Here is a 19,063-nt window from a genome sequence, read left to right on the forward strand (position 1 = left end):
CTCGACGCGTTTCAGGACCTGTCGGCCAGCGACAGCGTCCGCTGGGCCGCCGCCACCACCGCCGCGTCGACGAAGCGGCCGTCCGGGAGGGCCTGGGCGCCCTGGTCGGTCATCGCCGCCTTGACGATCGTCTCGGCCTGTTCGAGCTCCTGGGGGGTGGGGAGGTAGGCGCTCTCGATCACCGGCAACTGGCGGGGGTGGATGGCCGCCCGGCCGAGGAAGCCCAGATCGCGGCCGTGGGCGCAGGAGGCGGCCAGGCCCGCGAGGTCGCGGATGTCGGGGTGGACCGACTGGGGCGGCGGGGGCAGCCCGGCCGCGCGCGCGGCGACGACCAGCCGGGAGCGGCACCAGTCGAGGCCCGCGTCGTCGCGTACGCCCAGGTCGGCCCGGAGGTCCGTCTCGCCCAAGGCGACGCCCCGCAGTGACGGGTGGGCGGCGGCGACGGCATAGGCCCGCTCGATGCCCAGGGCGCTCTCCAGCATCGCGAAGAGGGGCAGTGCGGTGCGCTCGGCCACCGCCACCACGTCCTGCGCCGACGTCACCTTCGGCAGCCGCAGTCCGGCCACCCCCGGCAGCCCGGCCACCGCCCGCAGATCCGCCGCCGCCCACGGCCCGTCCAGGGCGTTCACCCGGACGTGCACCGGCACCGGCTGGGGCTCGGACAGCACTTCGGCCGTGGCCGCGCGGGCGTACTCCTTGCGGTCCGGGGCGACCGCGTCCTCCAGGTCGGCCACCACGACGTCGGCGCCGGAGGCCAGTGCCTTGACGACCACATGCGGGCGGTCACCGGGTGCGTACAGCCAGGTCAGCGGGAACGCGGTCACAGGGCGCCCTCCTCGCGCAGAGCGCGCAGCTCCTTCGGGGACAGTCCCAGCTCGGTCAGGACGGCCTCGGTGTCCGCGCCGTGCGGGCGGCCCGCCCAGCGGATCGCGCCGGGCGTGGCGGAGAGGCGGAAGAGGACGTTCTGCATACGCAGCGGCCCGAGTTCCGGGTCGTCGACGCGGGTGACGGTGTCCAGGGCCTGGTACTGCGGGTCGGCCATCACTCCCCGGACGTCCTGGATCTCCGCCACCGCCGCCTCCGCCTTCTCGAAGGCGGCCAGTACCTCGGTGCGGGTGCGCCCGGCGATCCAGCCGCCGACCGCCTCGTCCAGCACCTCGGAGTGCGCGGCCCGGTCGGCGCCCGTGGCGAACCACGGCTCGTCGATCAGCTCCGGCCTGCCCACCAGACGCATCACCCGCTCCGCCACCGACTGCGCGGAGGTGGAGACGGCGACCCAGGAGCCGTCGGCCGTGCGGTAGGTGTTGCGCGGGGCGTTGTTGGCGGACCGGTTGCCGGTGCGCTCCTGGACGTATCCGAGCTGGTCGTACCAGGTGGGCTGGGGGCCGAGGACGGTCAGGATCGGCTCGATGATCGCCATGTCGACGACCTGGCCCGCGCCGGTGCGGTCCCGGGCCGCCAGCGCGGCCATCACGGCGTACGCCGTCGCCAGGGCGGCGATGGAGTCGGCGAGGCCGAACGGCGGCAGCGTCGGCGGGGCGTCCGGCTCCCCGGTGATCGCGGCGAAGCCGCTCATCGCCTCGGCGAGGGTGCCGAAGCCGGGGCGGTGGGCGTAGGGCCCGAACTGGCCGAACGCGGTGACCCGGGTCAGTACCAGGCGTGGGTTGGCGGCGGACAGTTCGTCCCAGCCCAGGTCCCACTTCTCCAGGGTGCCGGGGCGGAAGTTCTCGATCACGACGTCGGCGGTGGCGGCCAGGCGCAGCAGCGTGGTCCGGCCGCCCGGCTTGGACAGGTCCAGCGTCATCGTGCGCTTGTTGCGGCCGAGCACCTTCCACCACAGGCCGACACCGTGTTTCGCGGGACCGTGGCCCCGGGAGGGGTCGGGCTTGGCCGGATGCTCGACCTTGATGACCTCGGCGCCGAAGTCGCCGAGCAGGGTGGCGGCCAGGGGGCCGGCGAAGAGGGTGGCGAGGTCGAGGACGCGCAGGCCGCTGAGCGGTTGTGGAGTACTCATGCGGTGTACTGCGCCTCGATCTCCGGGCGGTACGGCATCGACGCCGACGCCCCCTCCCGCTGTACCGAGATCGCCGCCGCCGCGGCTGCCCAGGTCAGCGCCTCCCACACGGGCCGCTCCTCGGCGAGGGCCACCGCGAGGGCGCCGACGAAGGTGTCGCCGGCGCCGGTGGAGTCCACGGCGGTCACCCGGGGCGCGGGGAACACGAGGGGTTCGGCGTCCCGGGTCATGTACAGGCCGCCCGCCGAGCCCAGGGTGATCACGACCTCCGGCACCTGGTCGAGCAGGGCGGCCCCCGCGTCCAGCGGGTCGGTGCGGCCGGTGAGGGTGGCCGCCTCGTGTTCGTTCGGCACCAGCAGGTCGGTGGCCGCGAGGAGTTCGGGCGGGAGCGGGCGGGCGGGCGCCGGGGTGAGGACCGTACGGACACCGTGCCTGCGGGCCGCCTCCGCGCCCGCGACGACTCCGGCCAGGGGGATCTCCAACTGCAGGAGCAGCGCGTCGGCGGAGGCGATGACGCCCTCGTCGCCGGGGGTGAGGTGGTCGACGGTGCCGTTCGCGCCCGGGATCACGACGATCGCGTTGCCGCCCTCGTCGTCGACGACGATGTGCGCGGTGCCGGACGGGCCCTCGACCGTGCGCAGGCTGTCGGTGTCCACGCCGGAGTGGTCGAGGGTGGAGCGCAGCCGGGTGCCGAAGGCGTCGTTGCCGACCGCGCCGATCATCGAGACCGTCGCGCCGGCGCGGGCGGCGGCGATCGCCTGGTTGCCGCCCTTGCCGCCGGGGATCGTACGGAACTCCCGTCCCGTCACGGTCTCGCCGCGCTGCGGGGCCTTCTCGACGTACGCGACCAGGTCCATGTTGATGCTGCCGAGTACGGCGATATGGGTCATGGGTGGGGCACCTCCGGGTGGGTGAGCGAGTGGGTGAGCTGGGCGAGGGTGTCGAAGCCGGTGCCGTCGAAGCCGGCCACGGACGTGGCGAGGCGGTTCTTCAGGGGGGACGTCCAGCGGTCCGGGAGGGCGGCGGGGGATCCGGCGAGGAGACCGGCGAGGCCGCCCGTGGTGGCGCCGTTGGAATCGGTGTCCCAGCCGCCCGACACCGTGCGGCAGACGGAGCCGGTGAAGTCACCGTCCGCGTGGGTGAGGGCGGCGGCGATCAGGGCGGTGTTGGGGATGGCGTGCACCCAGTGGTAGGTGGCGGAGTGGGTGGCGTGGAGTTCGTCCACGACGTCGTCGAAGTCCTCGTGGGTCCGCGCCAGTTCGATGGCGTGGTCGATCGCCTCGGCCAGGCGGGAGCGGGGTGGGATCACCGTGCGGCCGGTGCGCAGGCAGGCGTGGACGTCGTGGGTGCCGGTGGCGGCGGTGGCGATGGCGGCGGCGGTGAACATCGCCGCGTAGACGCCGTTGGCGGTGTGGGTGAGGGTCGCGTCGCGATGGGCCTGTTCGGCGGCGGCGGCCGGGTCGCCCGGGTTGGTCCAGCCGTGCACGTCGGCGCGGATCAGGGCGCCGATCCATTCGCGGAAGGGGTTGCGGTGGCGGGCGGTGTGCGGGGGCTCGATGCCGGTGAGGAGGTTGCGGTGGGCGATGCGTTCCGCCGTGAACGTGCGGCCGGGTGGGAGTTCGTCCAGCCAGAGTCTCGCCACGTCGGTGGTGGTGAAGGCCCTGCCGTGGCGTTGGAGGAGGACGAGGTTGAGGAGGGGGTAGTTGAGGTCGTCGTCCTCGGGCATGCCGTCGATGTTCTCGGCGAGGGAGGTTGCCGCGGAGCGGCGGTTCCAGGGATGCGCCGCGAGGAGTTCCCCGGGGACTCCCCTTGCCGTGAACCAGGTGTTCAGGGGCCAGTTGCCGGTGGACCGGGCGAGTTGGCGGATGGCGTGCAGGGGGAGCTTCTCGACGGGTTTGCCGAGCAGGCAGCCGACGGCTCTGCCCAGCCAGGCGGCTTCCAGGGCCAGTGGGGTCGGGGCTGGGGCAGGGGAGTGTGCGGACCGTGCCGGCCAAGCCGGGCAGGCGGCCCTGATCCTCGCCAGATCCGTCGGCTCGTCCTCCGCCAACCTGCTCGGCAGGTCCGCCAGTTCGTCCAGCAGGTCCTCCGCCAGCGTCCGCAGATAGCGTGAGGCCGGTCGCGCCGACGCCCCCGCTCGTACCGGCGCCTCCTGACCGCCCGCCGCCCACCACCGTGCCGCGATCGCCGAGGGCTCGCGGCCGTCCTGGGTCGCCTGACGGAGTTCGTGGCCCACCAGGTCCTCCGGCTGGACCCAGGTCAGGCGGAGCATCCGGCGCCCCCGAGCTGGGCGAAGGCCGCCTCGTGGGACCGGCGGCGCCGTACGTCCCGGTCGAAGACCTCCCGGGTCACCTCCGTGAGCGTGCGGGCCGGTTCCCACAGGTCCAGGCGGCTGGCCTCGGCCACCGTCTTGGACCAGTCCTCCGGGACCGGTGAGCCGAGGGCGCCGGCCAGGGCACCCGCCATCGTGGCGATGGAGTCGCAGTCCCGGCCGTAGTTGACCGAACCCAGCACCGCCTGGCGGTAGTCGCCGCCGGAGACCAGCAACATGGCCAGGGCGACGGGGAGTTCCTCGATGGAGTGCAGACGGGAGGGGCGGCGGGCTGCGAGGGAGGGGGAGCGGTAGTCGGGCCCCACCGTGTCGTAGGGGGCGACCGCCTCCCGCAGGGGGGTCAGGGCCGACTCGAAGTCCCGGTGGCCGACCGCCACCTCGCAGACCCGGTCGATCGCCTCCCGCGTGCCGTCCTTCGCCAGGCCCAGGCACGCGGCGACCACCGACTCCGGCGTGGCGCCCGGCGTGGCCGCCGCGGCCACCGCCGCCGCGAAGACCCCGGCCGCCTCCCGCCCGTACGACGACTGGTGCGCACCGGCGACGTCCAGCGCCTCGGCGTACGCGCCCGCCGGGTTGGCCGCGTTGACCAGGCCGACGGGGGCCATGTACATCGCCGCGCCGCAGTTGACGATGTTGCCGGTGCCCGCCTCCCGGGGATCGACGTGGCCGTAGGCCAGCCTGGCCACCAGCCATTTCTCCGCCAGGAAGATCCGGTGCAGGGGGAGCGCCTCCGCCTCCAGCTCCGGGATCCAGCGCGGGGTCGTCATCAGGTCGGGGACCAGGTGGTCGGCGATCGCGTACGCGTCGAGGTGGTCGCGGACCCGCGCGTACACCCGTACCAGCGCATGGGTCATCAAGGTGTCGTCGGTGACGTGCCCGTCGCCCTTGTGGTAGGGCGCGATCGGGCGGGCGGTGCGCCAGGCTCCGCCGTTCCAGGGGCCGACGATGCCGTGGACGCGCCCGCCGTGGCGCTCGGCGATCTGGTCGGGGGAGTAGCCCTCCACGGGGCCGCCCAGGGCGTCGCCGACGGCGGCCCCGACCAGCGCCCCGGTGATCCGCTCGTCCAGGCCCACCCCGCTGTTTTCTTCTGCTTTGGGCGTCATGCCCCGAATCATCCTCCTGGTCGGTCCGGTTGCGTGGCTTCCAGGAGTCCGGCGAGTTCCACCAGGTCGGTGCCGGTGAGGCGGGGCAGCGCGCAGCCGGAGAGGGTGCGGCAGGCGTCGCGCCAGGCCTCGGGGATGGCGTCGCCCCCGCCCAGTGCGCCGGTGAGGGCGCCGGCCAGCGCGGGCGCGGAGTCGGCGACCCGGGACAGACAGGCCGCGGCGGGGACCGCCTCGCCGATCCTGCCGCGTGCCGCGGTGGCCAGGGCCAGGGCGACCGGGACCGTCTCGGCGGCGGCGATGCCGTAGCTGTAGACGTGGTCGACGATCTGGTGTTCGAGGAGCGGGACGAGTCCGAAGGCGGTGTCGGTGTCCCGGACGAGGGCCAGCGCGTGGCGGGTGTTGCGGCCGATCTCCGTCTCGTCGGGCAGTTCGGCGAGCGCCGCCGTCACACAGGCCCCGGTTTCCGCCCCGGCGAGTGCCAGCGCCAGGGCCGCCGCCATCGCCCGCGCGCCGTGCACGCCGTCGCCGTCCTGGGTGTAGCGGGCGTCGAACTCGGCCAGGTCGGCGGCGCGCCGGGGGTCGCCGGGGTGGGCCACGGCGAGCACACAGGCCCGTACGCAGGCCGCGTCGTCGAAGTAGTGCGGGTTGTCGTGGCCGGTGGCGGGCGGGCGCAGCCCGGCGGCGAGGTTGCCGAGTCCGGCGCGGACCGAGATCCGGGCGCGCAGGGGCAGTACCGCCGACTCGACCTCGGGGGCGCGTTCGGCGGCGGCCGCGACCTCGGAGGCGACGGCGGTCCAGGTCAGGTCGATGGCGGCGCGCATCCGGCGGTCCCGGCTCAGGTCCCCGAGCGCGCTGTCGTCCCCGGCGCGCAGCACCGCCTCCGCCGCGAACGCCGCCCACTCGGCGTCGTCGGAGGGGCCGAGGCGCAGCGGTTCCGGGGGCTGGTTGAGCGCGATCGGCACCGGGAGCGTGGTCGTCGCGTTCCGCTCGGCGAAGGTGTCCAGCTCCCGGGTGAGCCGCCGGGTCCACTCCGGCATCCGCGCGGCCCGGTGCCGGGCCGCGGGCCAGCCGGCCGCGTCCCCGGCGGCGAGCCCCAGGAGGAGGCCCTCCACGCGCCGGGTCACGGCCGGACCTCGTCCTGGTCGGCGGCGAGCACGTACTCCGCCGGGTCGGGCGCGGGCGGCGGGTCACCCGGTACGGGATCCCGCAGGAGCGCCGCAGCGACGTCCGGTACGACCAGGTCCGCGCCCCACTTGCCGCCCTCGCCCGGGGTCAGCAGCTCCGCCACGTCGAGCACATGGTGCCCCGCCATGGACGGCAGGCAGCTGCCCCGCGCCGGACCGATCGCCGCCGCCCACCCGGCCGGGATCGCGGCGTCGCCCTGGGTCGCGCCGGCCAGGGCACCGGCGACCGCGGCCGTGGTGTCGGCGTCGCGGCCCATGTTGACGGCCGTCAGCACGGCGTCCCGGAAGTCTCCGTCGGCCGCCGCGTACGCGCCGAAGGCCAGGGCCACCGCCTCCGGGGCCAGGTCGGTCCAGGGGTAGCCGCCGATGACGACGGCGGAGCGGACCGCGCGTTCGCCGCGGTGGGCGACGGCCGCCGCGCGGCGCAGGGAGCGGGCGGTCCAGGAGTCGTCCGGGACCACCGCGAGGGCGGCGGCCACCACGGCGACGACCGGGGCGCCCGCCATCGCCGCCGCGACCCCGGCCGCCACCGCCTGGCCGCCGTAGATGCCCTCGCCGTCGTGGCTGACCGAGCCGTCGATCGCCACCAGCCGGGCCGCCTCGCCGGGGCGGCCCGCGGCGAACACCCCGAAGGGGGCGGCCCGCATCGCCAGACCGTCGCTCCAGGCGTGCCGGTGCTGCGCGGAGATGGGGGCCGCAAGGCCCCGGCGGAGGTTCTCCAGCGTGCCGCGCTCGCTGAAGCCCGCGCCCCGGAAGGGGCCCTCCGCACGGTCGGCGATCCACTCGTGCCAGGCCGCCTCGACATGCGCCGGGGTGAGCGCGGAGCCGTGCCGGGCGAGCAGGAGCCCGGAGAAGATCGCGTACTCGGTGTCGTCCGTGCCGGCCGGCCGCTCGGCCACGTACCCGGTGATCCGGCCCCAGCGGGAGCGGATCTCGGAGGGTTTCAGGTTCTCGGCCGGTGCCCCGAGCGCGTCCCCGACGGCCAGGCCGAGCAGCGCACCGCGCGCCCGTTCGCGGATCGATGCCATACGGGCCTCACCTCCGGGGGGAGCTCCGCCCAGAGCGCGGAGCCCTTTGCGGAGGTCTCCCACCGGAGCGGGCCGGTAGCGCCTGGGAGGCCGCAGAGTCACCCGGTCGCGCCATGGCCGGGAGGCTGCGCCGGGATCAAAACCGCAGGTTAGCCCAGCCTTTCCTTGCTGGCGGCGAGGGAATCCCAGGCGTAGGTTTGCTGTTGTCGAAAAGTAGAACTCGTCCAAAGTTAGCTTTGGCTAAGCTTCCTGGGGGACCCCTCATGGCGATCATCGAGACCGAGGCGGCGCTGCACGAGGCGCACCGCGACAACCACACGCACCGCGATGTGAACGGCGGCTGGCTGCGTCCCGCCGTGTTCGGCGCGATGGACGGCCTGGTCTCCAACCTCGCCCTGCTGACCGGTGTCGCCGGCGGGTCCGTCGGCCACCAGACCATTGTGATCACCGGGCTCGCCGGTCTCGCGGCCGGTGCCTTCTCCATGGCGGCCGGCGAGTACACCTCCGTCGCCTCCCAGCGCGAGCTGGTCGAGGCCGAGCTGGACGTCGAGCGCCGGGAGCTGCGCAAGCACCCCCAGGACGAGGAGGCCGAGCTCGCCGCGCTCTACGCGGCGCGCGGCGTGCAGCCGGAGCTGGCGCGTGAGGTGGCCCGGCAGCTGTCCCGTGACCCCGAGCAGGCGCTGGAGATACACGCCCGCGAGGAGCTCGGCATCGACCCCGGCGACCTGCCCTCGCCGCTGGTCGCGGCCGTGTCGTCGTTCGGTTCCTTCGCGCTGGGCGCCCTGCTCCCCGTACTGCCGTTCCTGCTGGGCGCGACCGCGCTGTGGCCGGCCCTGCTGCTGGCGCTCGCCGGGCTGTTCGGCTGCGGTGCGGTGGTGGCCAGGGTGACGGCACGCACCTGGTGGTTCAGCGGGCTCCGGCAGCTCGCGCTCGGCGGCGCAGCGGCCGGTGTGACGTACGCCCTGGGCAGCTTGTTCGGAACGGCCGTAGGATAGTGCGACTGCTACTTATGCGTTGGGCCGCATAAGTAGCCGTTACTTGCTGGTTTCGCATGCTTAATCACCGGGCATGAGCCGTAAGCGCTGCGGGCAATGACGCCTGTCGCGCACCCGCGGGGCGGGCGACGACGCTTTTCCCCGCCCCCTCGGGCCGTCCGACACCGATCTGACCGATCGTGTCGGGATCGGTCCCCACACACTTCCACCGCATCGCGCGGCACCCCCCACCGCGACCCTGCGGTGTCCGCATGTTGGAACGCAGTATCCGGTTCCCGAGAACCGCTCCATCATGTAACCTGCACGAAATTTTGCACCCACGCAGAGGGCCAACGTCGTCCCTCGGCACTTGCACATGCCACATGACGACGACGGGAGAGCCGATGCGTACGCCGCGCCAGCCGTCCCAGCATTCCGCGAATGGCCAGAATTGGTCGTTCATGGATGCTCGCCCTGCTGCGCAGGGTATGTACGACCCCCGCAACGAGCACGACGCCTGTGGCGTCGGATTCGTGGCCAACCTCACCGGCGAGGCGAGCCACGCGCTGGTCGAGCAGGCGCTGACCGTTCTGCGCAACCTCGAACACCGCGGTGCCACCGGCTCCGAGCCCGACTCCGGCGACGGCGCGGGCATCCTCGCGCAGGTGCCGGACACCTTCTTCCGCGAGGTGGCCGGATTCGACCTCCCCGCGGCCGGCGCCTACGCCGTCGGCACCGCCTTCCTGCCGGAGGACGGGGCCGAGGACGCCGTCTCACAGATCGAGACGATCGCCGCCGAGGAGGGCCTCACCGTCCTCGGCTGGCGCGAGGTCCCCGTCGCCCCCGAACTGCTGGGCGCCACCGCCCGGTCCACCATGCCGGCCTTCCGGCAGGTCTTCGTCGCCGACGGTTCGAGCGAGGGCATCGCGCTCGACCGCAAGGCCTTCGTGCTGCGCAAGCGCGCCGAGCGCGAGGCCGGCGTCTACTTCCCGTCGCTGTCGGCCCGCACGATCGTGTACAAGGGCATGCTGACCACCGGCCAGCTGGAGCCCTTCTTCCCGGACCTGTCCGACCGCCGCTTCGCCTCCGCGATCGCGCTGGTGCACTCCCGGTTCTCCACGAACACCTTCCCGTCGTGGCCGCTCGCCCACCCGTACCGCTTCGTCGCGCACAACGGTGAGATCAACACCGTCAAGGGCAACCGCAACTGGATGCGCGCCCGCGAGTCCCAGCTGGTCTCGGACCTGTTCGGGTCCGACGAGCGGGCCCTCGAGCGCATCTTCCCGGTGTGTACGCCCGACGCCTCCGACTCGGCGTCCTTCGACGAGGTGCTGGAACTCCTGCACCTGGGCGGCCGCTCGCTGCCGCACTCCGTGCTGATGATGATCCCGGAGGCGTGGGAGAACCACGACTCCATGGACCCGGCCCGGCGCGCCTTCTACCAGTTCCACTCCACGATGATGGAGCCCTGGGACGGTCCCGCCTGCGTCACCTTCACCGACGGCACCCAGGTTGGCGCCGTGCTCGACCGCAACGGCCTGCGCCCCGGCCGCTACTGGGTCACCGACGAGGGCCTCGTCGTCCTCAGCTCCGAGGTCGGCGTCCTCGACATCGACCCCGCCAAGGTCGTCCGCAAGGGCCGCCTGCAGCCCGGCCGCATGTTCCTCGTCGACACCGCCGAGCACCGCATCATCGAGGACGACGAGATCAAGGCGCAGCTCGCCACCGAGCACCCCTACGCGGAGTGGCTGGAGGCCGGCGAGATCGAACTGGGCGACCTGCCCGAGCGCGAGCACATCGTGCACACCCACGCCTCGGTCACCCGCCGCCAGCAGACCTTCGGCTACACCGAGGAAGAGCTGCGCGTCATCCTGGCGCCGATGGCCAAGTCCGCCGCCGAGCCGATCGGTTCGATGGGCACGGACTCCCCGATCGCGGCCCTCTCCGAGCGCCCGCGGCTGCTCTTCGACTACTTCACCCAGCTGTTCGCGCAGGTCACCAACCCGCCGCTGGACGCGATCCGCGAGGAACTGGTCACCTCGCTGCGCTCGTCGCTGGGCCCGGAGGGCAACCTGCTGGAGCCGACGGCCGCCTCGTGCCGCTCGGTCACCCTGCCCTTCCCGGTCATCGACAACGACGAGCTCGCCAAGCTCATCCACATCAACGCCGACGGCGACATGCCCGGCTTCAAGGCCGCGACCCTCTCCGGCCTGTACCGGGTCTCCGGCGGCGGTGAGGCGCTCGCCGCGCGCCTCGACGAGATCTGCGCCGAGGCCGACGCCGCCATCGACAACGGCGCCCGTCTGATCGTCCTCTCCGACCGGCACTCCGACGCCGAGCACGCGCCGATCCCGTCGCTGCTGCTCACCGCGGCCGTCCACCACCACCTCATCCGCACCAAGCAGCGCACCCAGGTGGGCCTGCTGGTCGAGGCCGGCGACGTCCGCGAGGTCCACCACGTCGCCCTGCTGATCGGCTTCGGCGCCGCCGCCGTCAACCCGTACCTGGCGATGGAGTCCGTCGAGGACCTGGTCCGCGCGGGCACCTTCCTGCCGGGCGTCGAGCCCGAGAAGGCCATCCGCAACCTGATCTACGCCCTCGGCAAGGGCGTCCTGAAGGTCATGTCCAAGATGGGCATCTCGACCGTCGCCTCCTACCGCGGCGCCCAGGTCTTCGAGGCCGTCGGCCTCGACGAGGCCTTCGTCGAGAAGTACTTCAACGGCACGGCCACCAAGATCGGCGGCGTCGGCATCGACGTCATCGCCAAGGAGGTCGCCGCCCGCCACGCCAAGGCCTACCCCGCCTCCGGCATCGCTCCCGCGCACCGCGCGCTGGAGATAGGCGGCGAGTACCAGTGGCGCCGCGAGGGCGAGCCGCACCTGTTCGACCCGGAGACGGTCTTCCGCCTCCAGCACTCCACGCGCGCCGGCCGCTTCGACATCTTCAAGAAGTACACCGAGCGCGTGAACGAGCAGTCCGAGCGTCTGATGACGCTGCGCGGTCTGTTCGGCCTCAAGTCCGACCGGCAGCCGATCCCGGTGGAGGAGGTCGAGCCGGTCTCGTCGATCGTCAAGCGCTTCTCCACGGGCGCCATGTCGTACGGCTCCATCTCCAAGGAGGCGCACGAGACGCTCGCCATCGCCATGAACCAGCTGGGCGGCAAGTCCAACACCGGTGAGGGCGGCGAGGACCCGGAGCGCCTGTACGACCCCGCTCGCCGTTCGTCGATCAAGCAGGTCGCCTCCGGCCGCTTCGGTGTGACCTCCGAATACCTGGTCAACGCCGACGACATCCAGATCAAGATGGCCCAGGGCGCCAAGCCCGGCGAGGGCGGCCAGCTGCCCGGCCACAAGGTGTACCCGTGGGTGGCCAAGACCCGGCACAGCACCCCCGGTGTCGGCCTGATCTCCCCGCCGCCGCACCACGACATCTACTCCATCGAGGACCTGGCCCAGCTGATCCACGACCTGAAGAACGCGAACCCGCAGGCGCGGATTCACGTCAAGCTGGTCTCCGAGGTCGGCGTCGGCACGGTCGCCGCGGGTGTGTCGAAGGCGCACGCGGACGTGGTGCTCATCTCCGGCCACGACGGCGGTACCGGTGCCTCCCCGCTGACCTCGCTGAAGCACGCGGGCGGCCCCTGGGAGCTCGGCCTCGCCGAGACCCAGCAGACGCTGCTGCTCAACGGCCTGCGCGACCGCATCGTCGTGCAGACCGACGGCCAGCTGAAGACCGGCCGCGACGTGATCATCGCCGCGCTGCTCGGCGCCGAGGAGTTCGGTTTCGCGACCGCGCCGCTCGTCGTCTCCGGCTGCGTCATGATGCGCGTCTGCCACCTGGACACCTGCCCGGTCGGCATCGCCACCCAGAACCCGACCCTGCGGGACCGGTTCACCGGCAAGGCCGAGTACGTCGTCAACTTCTTCCGGTTCATCGCCGAGGAGGTTCGCGAGCTCCTCGCGGAGCTGGGCTTCCGCTCCATCGAGGAGGCCGTCGGACACGCCGAGGTCCTCGACGTCCAGCGGGCCGTCGACCACTGGAAGGCGCAGGGCCTGGACCTGGAGCCGCTGTTCCACGTGCCCGAGCTGGCCGAGGGCGCGGTGCGCCACCAGGTGATCGCCCAGGACCACGGCCTGGAGAAGGCGCTGGACAACGAGCTGATCAAGCTCGCCGCCGACGCGCTGGCCGCCGACTCGGCGACCGACGCCCAGCCGGTGCGCGCCCAGGTCGCCATCCGCAACATCAACCGCACGGTCGGCACCATGCTCGGCCACGAGGTGACGAAGAAGTTCGGCGGGGCCGGTCTGCCCGACGACACCATCGACATCACCTTCACCGGCTCGGCCGGCCAGTCCTTCGGCGCCTTCCTGCCGCGCGGTGTCACTCTGCGCCTGGAGGGCGACGCCAACGACTACGTCGGCAAGGGCCTCTCCGGTGGCCGCGTCGTCGTCCGGCCGGACCGGGGCGCCGACCACCTCGCCGAGTACTCGACGATCGCGGGCAACACCATCGCGTACGGCGCGACCGGCGGTGAGCTGTTCCTGCGCGGTCGTACGGGCGAGCGGTTCTGCGTCCGCAACTCCGGCGCGACGGTCGTCTCCGAGGGCGTGGGCGACCACGGCTGCGAGTACATGACCGGCGGTCACGCGGTGGTCCTCGGCGAGACGGGCCGCAACTTCGCGGCCGGCATGTCGGGTGGCGTCGCGTATGTGATCGACCTGAACCGCGACAACGTCAACATCGGCAACCTCGACTCGGTCGAGGCGCTGTCCGACGACGACAAGCAGTGGCTGCACGACGTGGTGCGCCGCCACGCCGAGGAGACCGGCTCGACCGTCGCCGGGAAGCTGCTCGCCGACTGGGACGTGTCCGTGGAGCGCTTCAGCAAGATCATCCCCAGCACGTACAAGGCAGTGCTCGCCGCCAAGGACGCCGCCGAGCGAGCCGGTCTCACCGAGACCGAGATCACCGAGAAGATGATGGAGGCGGCGATCAATGGCTGACCCGAAGGGCTTCCTGAACCACGGCCGTGAGGTCGCCAAGACCCGTCCCGTCACCGAGCGAGTCAAGGACTGGAACGAGGTCTACGTCCCCGGCTCCCTGCTGCCGATCATCAGCAAGCAGGCCAGCCGGTGCATGGACTGCGGCATCCCGTTCTGCCACAACGGCTGTCCGCTGGGGAACCTGATCCCCGAGTGGAACGACTACGCCTACCGCGAGGACTGGGGCGCGGCCTCGGAGCGTCTGCACGCGACGAACAACTTCCCGGAGTTCACCGGCCGCCTCTGCCCCGCTCCCTGCGAGTCGGCCTGTGTGCTGGGCATCAACCAGCCGCCGGTCACCATCAAGAACGTCGAGGTCTCGATCATCGACAAGGCGTGGGAGACCGGTGACGTCGCCCCGCAGATCCCCGAGCGCCTGTCCGGCAAGACGGTCGCGGTCATCGGCTCGGGCCCGGCGGGCCTGGCCGCCGCCCAGCAGCTGACCCGGGCCGGCCACACGGTCGCGGTGTACGAGCGCGCGGACCGCATCGGCGGCCTCCTGCGCTACGGCATCCCCGAGTTCAAGATGGAGAAGCGGCACATCAACCGCCGCATCGAGCAGATGCGCGCGGAGGGCACCCGCTTCCGCACGGGCATCGAGATCGGCCGCGACCTGAAGGCGACGGACCTGAAGAAGCGGTACGACGCGGTCGTCATCGCCGCCGGCGCCACCACCGCCCGCGACCTGCCGGTCCCCGGCCGCGAGCTCAAGGGCGTCTACCAGGCGATGGAGTACCTGCCCCTGGCCAACAAGGTCCAGGAGGGCGACTACGTGACGACCCCGGTCTCCGCCGAGGGCAAGCACGTCGTCGTGATCGGCGGCGGCGACACCGGCGCGGACTGCGTGGGCACCGCCCACCGCCAGGGCGCGGCCTCGGTGACGCAGCTGGAGATCATGCCGCGGCCCGGGGAGGAGCGGAACCCGGTCGCCCACCCGTGGCCGACCTTCCCGATGCTGTACAAGGTCACCTCGGCGCACGAGGAGGGCGGTGAGCGGGTCTACTCCGTCTCCACCACCCACTTCGAGGGCGACGAGGACGGCAACGTCCAGTGGCTGCACCTGGTCGAGGTCGAGTTCGTCGACGGCAAGCTGACCCAGAAGCCGGGCACGGAGCGCAAGATCCCGGCCCAGCTGGTCACCCTCGCCATGGGCTTCACCGGCACCGACCGCGACAACGGCCTGGTCGACCAGTTCGGCCTGGACCTCGACGAGCGCGGCAACGTCGCCCGCGACGCCGACTTCCAGACCAACGTGCCCGGCGTGTTCGTCGCCGGTGACGCCGGCCGCGGCCAGTCCCTCATCGTCTGGGCCATCGCGGAGGGCCGCTCGGCCGCCCGCGGCGTCGACCGCTTCCTGACCGGCGCCAGCGACCTCCCGGCGCCGATCCGCCCGACGGACCGTGCGCTGATGGTCTGACGGTTCCGTAGGAAAACCCCAACAGACGTCCCGTACAAAGGCGTGCGGAACACAGACGGCGCCTGCCCTTCCAGTCCCCGACCGGACCCTGGGCAGGCGCCGTCGCCTTTTCGCGCCCGGATCAGACCGCCCCACCGGTCAGCGCGTCGGCCTTGGCCCAGGTGAGGACCAGGAGCAGCGCCAACAACGCCACGCACACCCCGGCCTGCACCACCGCCCGCCGGTCCCGCGGCGCGTAGGCGTACGCCAGGGTCACCACGCCGCCCGCCAGGAGGCCGCCGAGGTGGCCCTGCCAGGAGGTCAGGCCGGCGGAGATCAGCAGCCACAGGAGGAGACCGCCGACGAAGCGGTTGACGGTGTCCATGTCGGCGCCGAGGCGGCGGGCCATGACGTAGTAGGCGGCGCCGAGTCCGAAGATCGCGCCGGACGCGCCGACCACGAGGTCCTGCGGGGCGATCAGCAGGACCAGGACCGAGCCGCCGAGGGCGGACAGCAGGTACAGGGCGAGGTAGCGGACACGGCCGAGCTGGGCCTCCACCACCCGGCCGATGCTCCACAGCGACACCATGTTCATCACGATGTGCAGGATCCCGAAGGTGCCCTCGGTGGGCGGGCTGTGCAGGAACGCGCCGGTCAGCAGTCGGTACCACTCGCCGTGCGCGACACCCTGCGGGTGGTAGCCCGGCGGCACGGTGCCCAGCATCCCGAACCGGACCTCGACCGAGGGCCGCACCAGCTCCGCGAGGTAGGCGAGGACGTTGAGCCCGACGAGGACGTACGTCACCAGCGGCACCGCCGTGATCCGGCCGCCGAACGCCGTCCGGGCCTGCCGCACCGAGCGCGCGCCCTCCTTCACGCACTCCACGCACTGGTGGCCGACGGCGGCCTCCCGCATGCAGGCGGGGCAGATGTAGCGGTCGCAGCGGGTGCAGCGGACGTGGGACTCCACCTTGGGGTGCCGGTAGCAGGTGGTCACCGCGGACTGGGCGGACTCGGTGGACTCGGTGGACTCGGGCGCCACGGCCGGCTCCTCGGGGAGGGTGGGGACAGGGGTGAGCCGGTGGGGACGGCGGCGAACAAAAATAGCGAACGCCCCAGAGCGGGTGGGAAGGTGGGGCCATGGTCGCGATCAGTCTCAGCAAGGTGGAGGAGACCGCGCCCGCGCTGGTCAGCCTGTACAAGAGCGCCGGGGGGTCCCTCACCCGGCATGGGCTGGACGGGCTGCGGGCCGCCGTCTACCTCGTGGTCGACTACTCCGGTTCGATGAAGCCGTACTACGACGACGGCAGCGTCCAGGCGCTCGCCGACCGCGTGCTGGGCCTGTCCGCCCACCTGGACGACGACGGCCGGGTGCCGGTGGTGTTCTTCTCCACGGGAATCGACGCCGTCACCGACATCTCCCTCGCCGACCACCAGGGGCGCATCGGCCGGATCGCGGCCGGACTCGGGCACATGGGCAAGACCAGCTACCACCTGGCGATGGACGCCGTCATCGACCACTACCTCGACAGCGGCACCCGCGAACCCGCCCTGGTCGTCTTCCAGACCGACGGCGGCCCGATCAACAAGCTCGCCGCGGAACGCTATCTGTGCAAGGCGGCGAAACTGCCCCTGTTCTGGCAGTTCATCGGCTTCGGCGACCCGGGCAGCCGGCAGTTCCAGTTCCTGCGCAGGCTCGACGAGCTGGCGGTGCCGGGCAAGCGGGCCGTCGACAACGCCGGTTTCTTCCACGCGGGCGCGGATCCGCGGACCGTGCCGGACGCGGAGCTGTACGACCGTCTCGTGGGCGAGTTCCCCAAGTGGCTGGTGGCCGGGCGGGCCGCGGGCATCGTACGGGGATGACGGGGGCTCACCAGCGTCCACCACCCCCGTCGAGCACCAGGTCCCGGCACTCGTCCGGGCCGCCCCACGCGGTGCGCAGGACGCGGGCCCTGGTCAGCCAGAGGGACAGGTCGTACTCCGCCGTGTAGCCGATCGCGCCGTGCAGCTGCAGCGCCGTACGGGCCGTCGCGTACGCCGCCTCGCACGCGCTCACCTTGGCGGCGGCCACATCCGCCGGGTCCATGGTCAGGGCGGCCCCGAGGAGGAGGGGGCGGGCGAACTCCAGGGCGATCCTCGCGTCCGCCAGCCGGTGTTTCACCGCCTGGAAGGAGCCTATGGGGACGCCGAACTGGGTGCGCCGCCTGACATGGGTGACGGTCCTGTCGAGGAGCGCGAGGCCGATACCGAGGGCCTGCGCGGCGGTGGCCAGGCGGGCCCAGGTGAGGGCGTGCTCCCGGGGCGGATCGGGGGTGAGGAGTTCGCCGCCCGGCATGAGGGGGGTGAGGCGGCGGGCGGGGTCCAGGGAGCGGCGGACCGGGCCGGGGCCGGGGGACAGGCGCAGGCCGTCGGCGGCCAGGGCGAGGTGGAGGTCCGCCGCGTCTCCGTCCAGGGCGTACGGGGTGGCGGCGACCGTGGCCATCGTCCCGCCCGCGACGAGCGGGGGCAGGAACCGTTTGGCGAGGGCGGGTTCGGTGAGCAGCGCGGCGGCCGTGACCGTCTCCACCAGCGGGCCGGGCACCGCGTGTCTGCCCAGTTCCACGAAGGCGACGGCCAGTTCGACGGGAAGGGGCCCCATGCCGTCGTACGCCTCCGCGACCGCCAGTGCGAACACCCCCGCCCGAGCGATACGGGCCCACAGCGCGCGCCCGCTCGTGTGGTCGCCGCGGCTCCAGTCCCGGATCACCGACGGCGTGTCCGCCGCCGTCAGCATCGCGTCCAGCGACTCGGCGAAGGCGCGCTGTTCGGCGTCGAGGAGGAAGCGCATCAGCGGCGTCCCTTCGGCAGGCCGAGCAGGCGCTCGGCGATGATGTCGCGCTGGATCTCGTTGGTGCCCGCGTAGATGGGACCGGCGAGCGAGAAGACGTACCCCTCCGACCAGGCGGAGTCCGCCGTTTCGCCCTCGGGGCCGAGGAGGTCGAGCGCGGTCTCGTGCAGCGCCAGGTCGTACTCGGACCAGAAGACCTTGTTCAGGCTGGACTCGGGGCCGAGGGTGTCGCCGTCCAGGAAGCGGGAGGCGGCGGCGTAGGTGAAGAGCTGGTAGGCGCGGGCGCCGATCAGGGCGTCGGCCACCCGGGCGCGCGCCGAGTGCGGAGCGCCCTGTTCCCGCCACAGGGCGAGGAGCCGGTCGGCGGCGGCGAGGAAGCGGCCGGGGGAGCGCAGCGTCAGGCCGCGTTCGTTGCCCGCCGTCGCCATCGCGATCCGCCAGCCCCGGCCCGGCTCGCCGATCACGTCCTCGTCCGGCACGAACACCTCGTCCAGGAAGAGTTCGGCGAAGGCGGGCTTGCCGTCCAGGCGGCCGATCGGGCGGACCGTGACGCCGGGCGCGCGCAGGTCGAACATCAGGTAGGTGAGGCCCTGGTGAGGTTTAGGGGTGTCCGGGTCGCTGCGGAACAGCCCGAAGGCGCGGTCGGCGAACGCGGCCCGCGACGACCAGGTCTTCTGCCCGCTCAGGAGCCAGCCGCCGTCCGTGCGCACGGCCCTGGAGGTCAGCGAGGCCAGGTCGGAGCCCGCCTCCGGCTCGGACCAGGCCTGCGCCCACACCACCTCGCCGGAGGCCATCGGCGGCAGCACCCGCGCGCGTTGCTCCTCGGTGCCGTGGTCGAAGAGGGTCGGCGCCAGCAGGCTGATGCCGTTCTGGCTCACCCGGCCCGGAGCGCCCGCCCGGTAGTACTCCTCCTCGAAGAGCAGCCAGCGCATCAGCCCCGCGTCCCGCCCGCCGTACGCGCCCGGCCAGGACACCACCGACCAGCGGTCCGCGGCCAGTTCCGCCTCCCACGCGCGGTGTGCCGCGAACCCCTCCTCGGTCTCCAGGGAGGGCAGGGGCGTGCGCGGTACGTGCGCCGCCAGCCAGGCGCGGGCCTCGGCGCGGAACTCCTCGTCGGCCGGGGTGTGGGTGAGGTCCACGGTCACCGCCACCGTCCTTCCCTAGTG

General features: G+C 72.9%; 14 protein-coding genes. 4 read left to right on the plus strand and 10 right to left on the minus strand.

The genetic code is table 11. The features are described 5' to 3' along the window. Window positions 1–11: 11 nt before the first annotated feature. The 7 genes from ACZ7L0_RS09795 to ACZ7L0_RS09825 are packed head-to-tail and all read right to left on the minus strand — an operon-like array spanning window position 12 to window position 7,658. Window positions 12–824, minus strand: a complete 813-nt coding sequence (locus ACZ7L0_RS09795) for an HpcH/HpaI aldolase/citrate lyase family protein (protein WP_471241908.1) — start codon at window positions 822–824, stop codon at window positions 12–14. Continuing rightward, window positions 821–2,014, minus strand: a complete 1,194-nt coding sequence (locus ACZ7L0_RS09800; RefSeq protein WP_471241909.1) for a CaiB/BaiF CoA transferase family protein — start codon at window positions 2,012–2,014, stop codon at window positions 821–823. Before ACZ7L0_RS09800 ends, ACZ7L0_RS09795 begins: the two co-directional genes overlap by 4 nt. Continuing rightward, a complete protein-coding gene (gene rbsK, locus ACZ7L0_RS09805) occupies window positions 2,011–2,904 on the minus strand; it encodes a ribokinase (RefSeq protein ID WP_471241910.1) in 894 nt (297 codons plus the stop codon). Before rbsK ends, ACZ7L0_RS09800 begins: the two co-directional genes overlap by 4 nt. Next, entirely contained in the window at window positions 2,901–4,283 is a 1,383-nt protein-coding gene (locus tag ACZ7L0_RS09810) for an ADP-ribosylglycohydrolase family protein (RefSeq protein ID WP_471241911.1), read from the minus strand. Before ACZ7L0_RS09810 ends, rbsK begins: the two co-directional genes overlap by 4 nt. Further along, window positions 4,271–5,446: an ADP-ribosylglycohydrolase family protein gene (locus tag ACZ7L0_RS09815; protein WP_471241912.1), complete on the minus strand. Its 1,176-nt coding sequence runs from the start codon at window positions 5,444–5,446 to the stop codon at window positions 4,271–4,273. The genes ACZ7L0_RS09810 and ACZ7L0_RS09815 overlap by 13 nt, the downstream gene beginning before the upstream one ends. A gap of 8 nt (window positions 5,447–5,454) precedes the next feature. After that, on the minus strand, window positions 5,455–6,570 hold the full coding sequence (locus ACZ7L0_RS09820; RefSeq protein WP_471241913.1) for an ADP-ribosylglycohydrolase family protein: 1,116 nt from the start codon (window positions 6,568–6,570) through the stop codon (window positions 5,455–5,457). Continuing rightward, window positions 6,567–7,658 (minus strand): ADP-ribosylglycohydrolase family protein, encoded by a 1,092-nt coding sequence (locus tag ACZ7L0_RS09825; RefSeq protein ID WP_471241914.1) that lies wholly within the window; start codon window positions 7,656–7,658, stop codon window positions 6,567–6,569. The genes ACZ7L0_RS09820 and ACZ7L0_RS09825 overlap by 4 nt, the downstream gene beginning before the upstream one ends. Window positions 7,659–7,921: 263 nt before the next feature. Between ACZ7L0_RS09825 and ACZ7L0_RS09830 the strand changes: the two genes are divergently transcribed. The 3 genes from ACZ7L0_RS09830 (at window position 7,922) to ACZ7L0_RS09840 (ending at window position 15,091) form a co-directional block, all read left to right on the plus strand. Next, window positions 7,922–8,653, plus strand: coding sequence for a VIT1/CCC1 transporter family protein (locus tag ACZ7L0_RS09830; protein ID WP_471241915.1), 732 nt, complete (start codon window positions 7,922–7,924; stop codon window positions 8,651–8,653). Window positions 8,654–9,036: 383 nt separating this feature from the next. Then, window positions 9,037–13,635 (plus strand): glutamate synthase large subunit, encoded by a 4,599-nt coding sequence (gltB, locus tag ACZ7L0_RS09835; RefSeq protein ID WP_471242203.1) that lies wholly within the window; start codon window positions 9,037–9,039, stop codon window positions 13,633–13,635. Then, window positions 13,628–15,091: a glutamate synthase subunit beta gene (locus tag ACZ7L0_RS09840; RefSeq protein ID WP_471241916.1), complete on the plus strand. Its 1,464-nt coding sequence runs from the start codon at window positions 13,628–13,630 to the stop codon at window positions 15,089–15,091. Before gltB ends, ACZ7L0_RS09840 begins: the two co-directional genes overlap by 8 nt. A gap of 121 nt (window positions 15,092–15,212) precedes the next feature. On the opposite strand, the gene ACZ7L0_RS09845 is transcribed toward ACZ7L0_RS09840, so the two are convergent. Beyond that, window positions 15,213–16,112: a rhomboid family intramembrane serine protease gene (locus ACZ7L0_RS09845; protein WP_471241917.1), complete on the minus strand. Its 900-nt coding sequence runs from the start codon at window positions 16,110–16,112 to the stop codon at window positions 15,213–15,215. A 98-nt stretch (window positions 16,113–16,210) separates the two neighbouring features. Here ACZ7L0_RS09845 and ACZ7L0_RS09850 point away from each other — a divergent pair, with 98 nt between their 5' ends. Next, window positions 16,211–16,933, plus strand: coding sequence for a vWA domain-containing protein (locus ACZ7L0_RS09850; RefSeq protein ID WP_471241918.1), 723 nt, complete (start codon window positions 16,211–16,213; stop codon window positions 16,931–16,933). A gap of 7 nt (window positions 16,934–16,940) precedes the next feature. On the opposite strand, the gene ACZ7L0_RS09855 is transcribed toward ACZ7L0_RS09850, so the two are convergent. Further along, on the minus strand, window positions 16,941–17,897 hold the full coding sequence (locus ACZ7L0_RS09855) for an acyl-CoA dehydrogenase family protein (RefSeq protein ID WP_471241919.1): 957 nt from the start codon (window positions 17,895–17,897) through the stop codon (window positions 16,941–16,943). Continuing rightward, window positions 17,897–19,036: an acyl-CoA dehydrogenase family protein gene (locus ACZ7L0_RS09860; RefSeq protein ID WP_471242204.1), complete on the minus strand. Its 1,140-nt coding sequence runs from the start codon at window positions 19,034–19,036 to the stop codon at window positions 17,897–17,899. The genes ACZ7L0_RS09855 and ACZ7L0_RS09860 overlap by 1 nt, the downstream gene beginning before the upstream one ends. Between the last annotated feature and the right edge of the window lie 27 nt (window positions 19,037–19,063).

It is taken from the genome of Streptomyces sp. NPDC039424 (assembly GCF_055639495.1).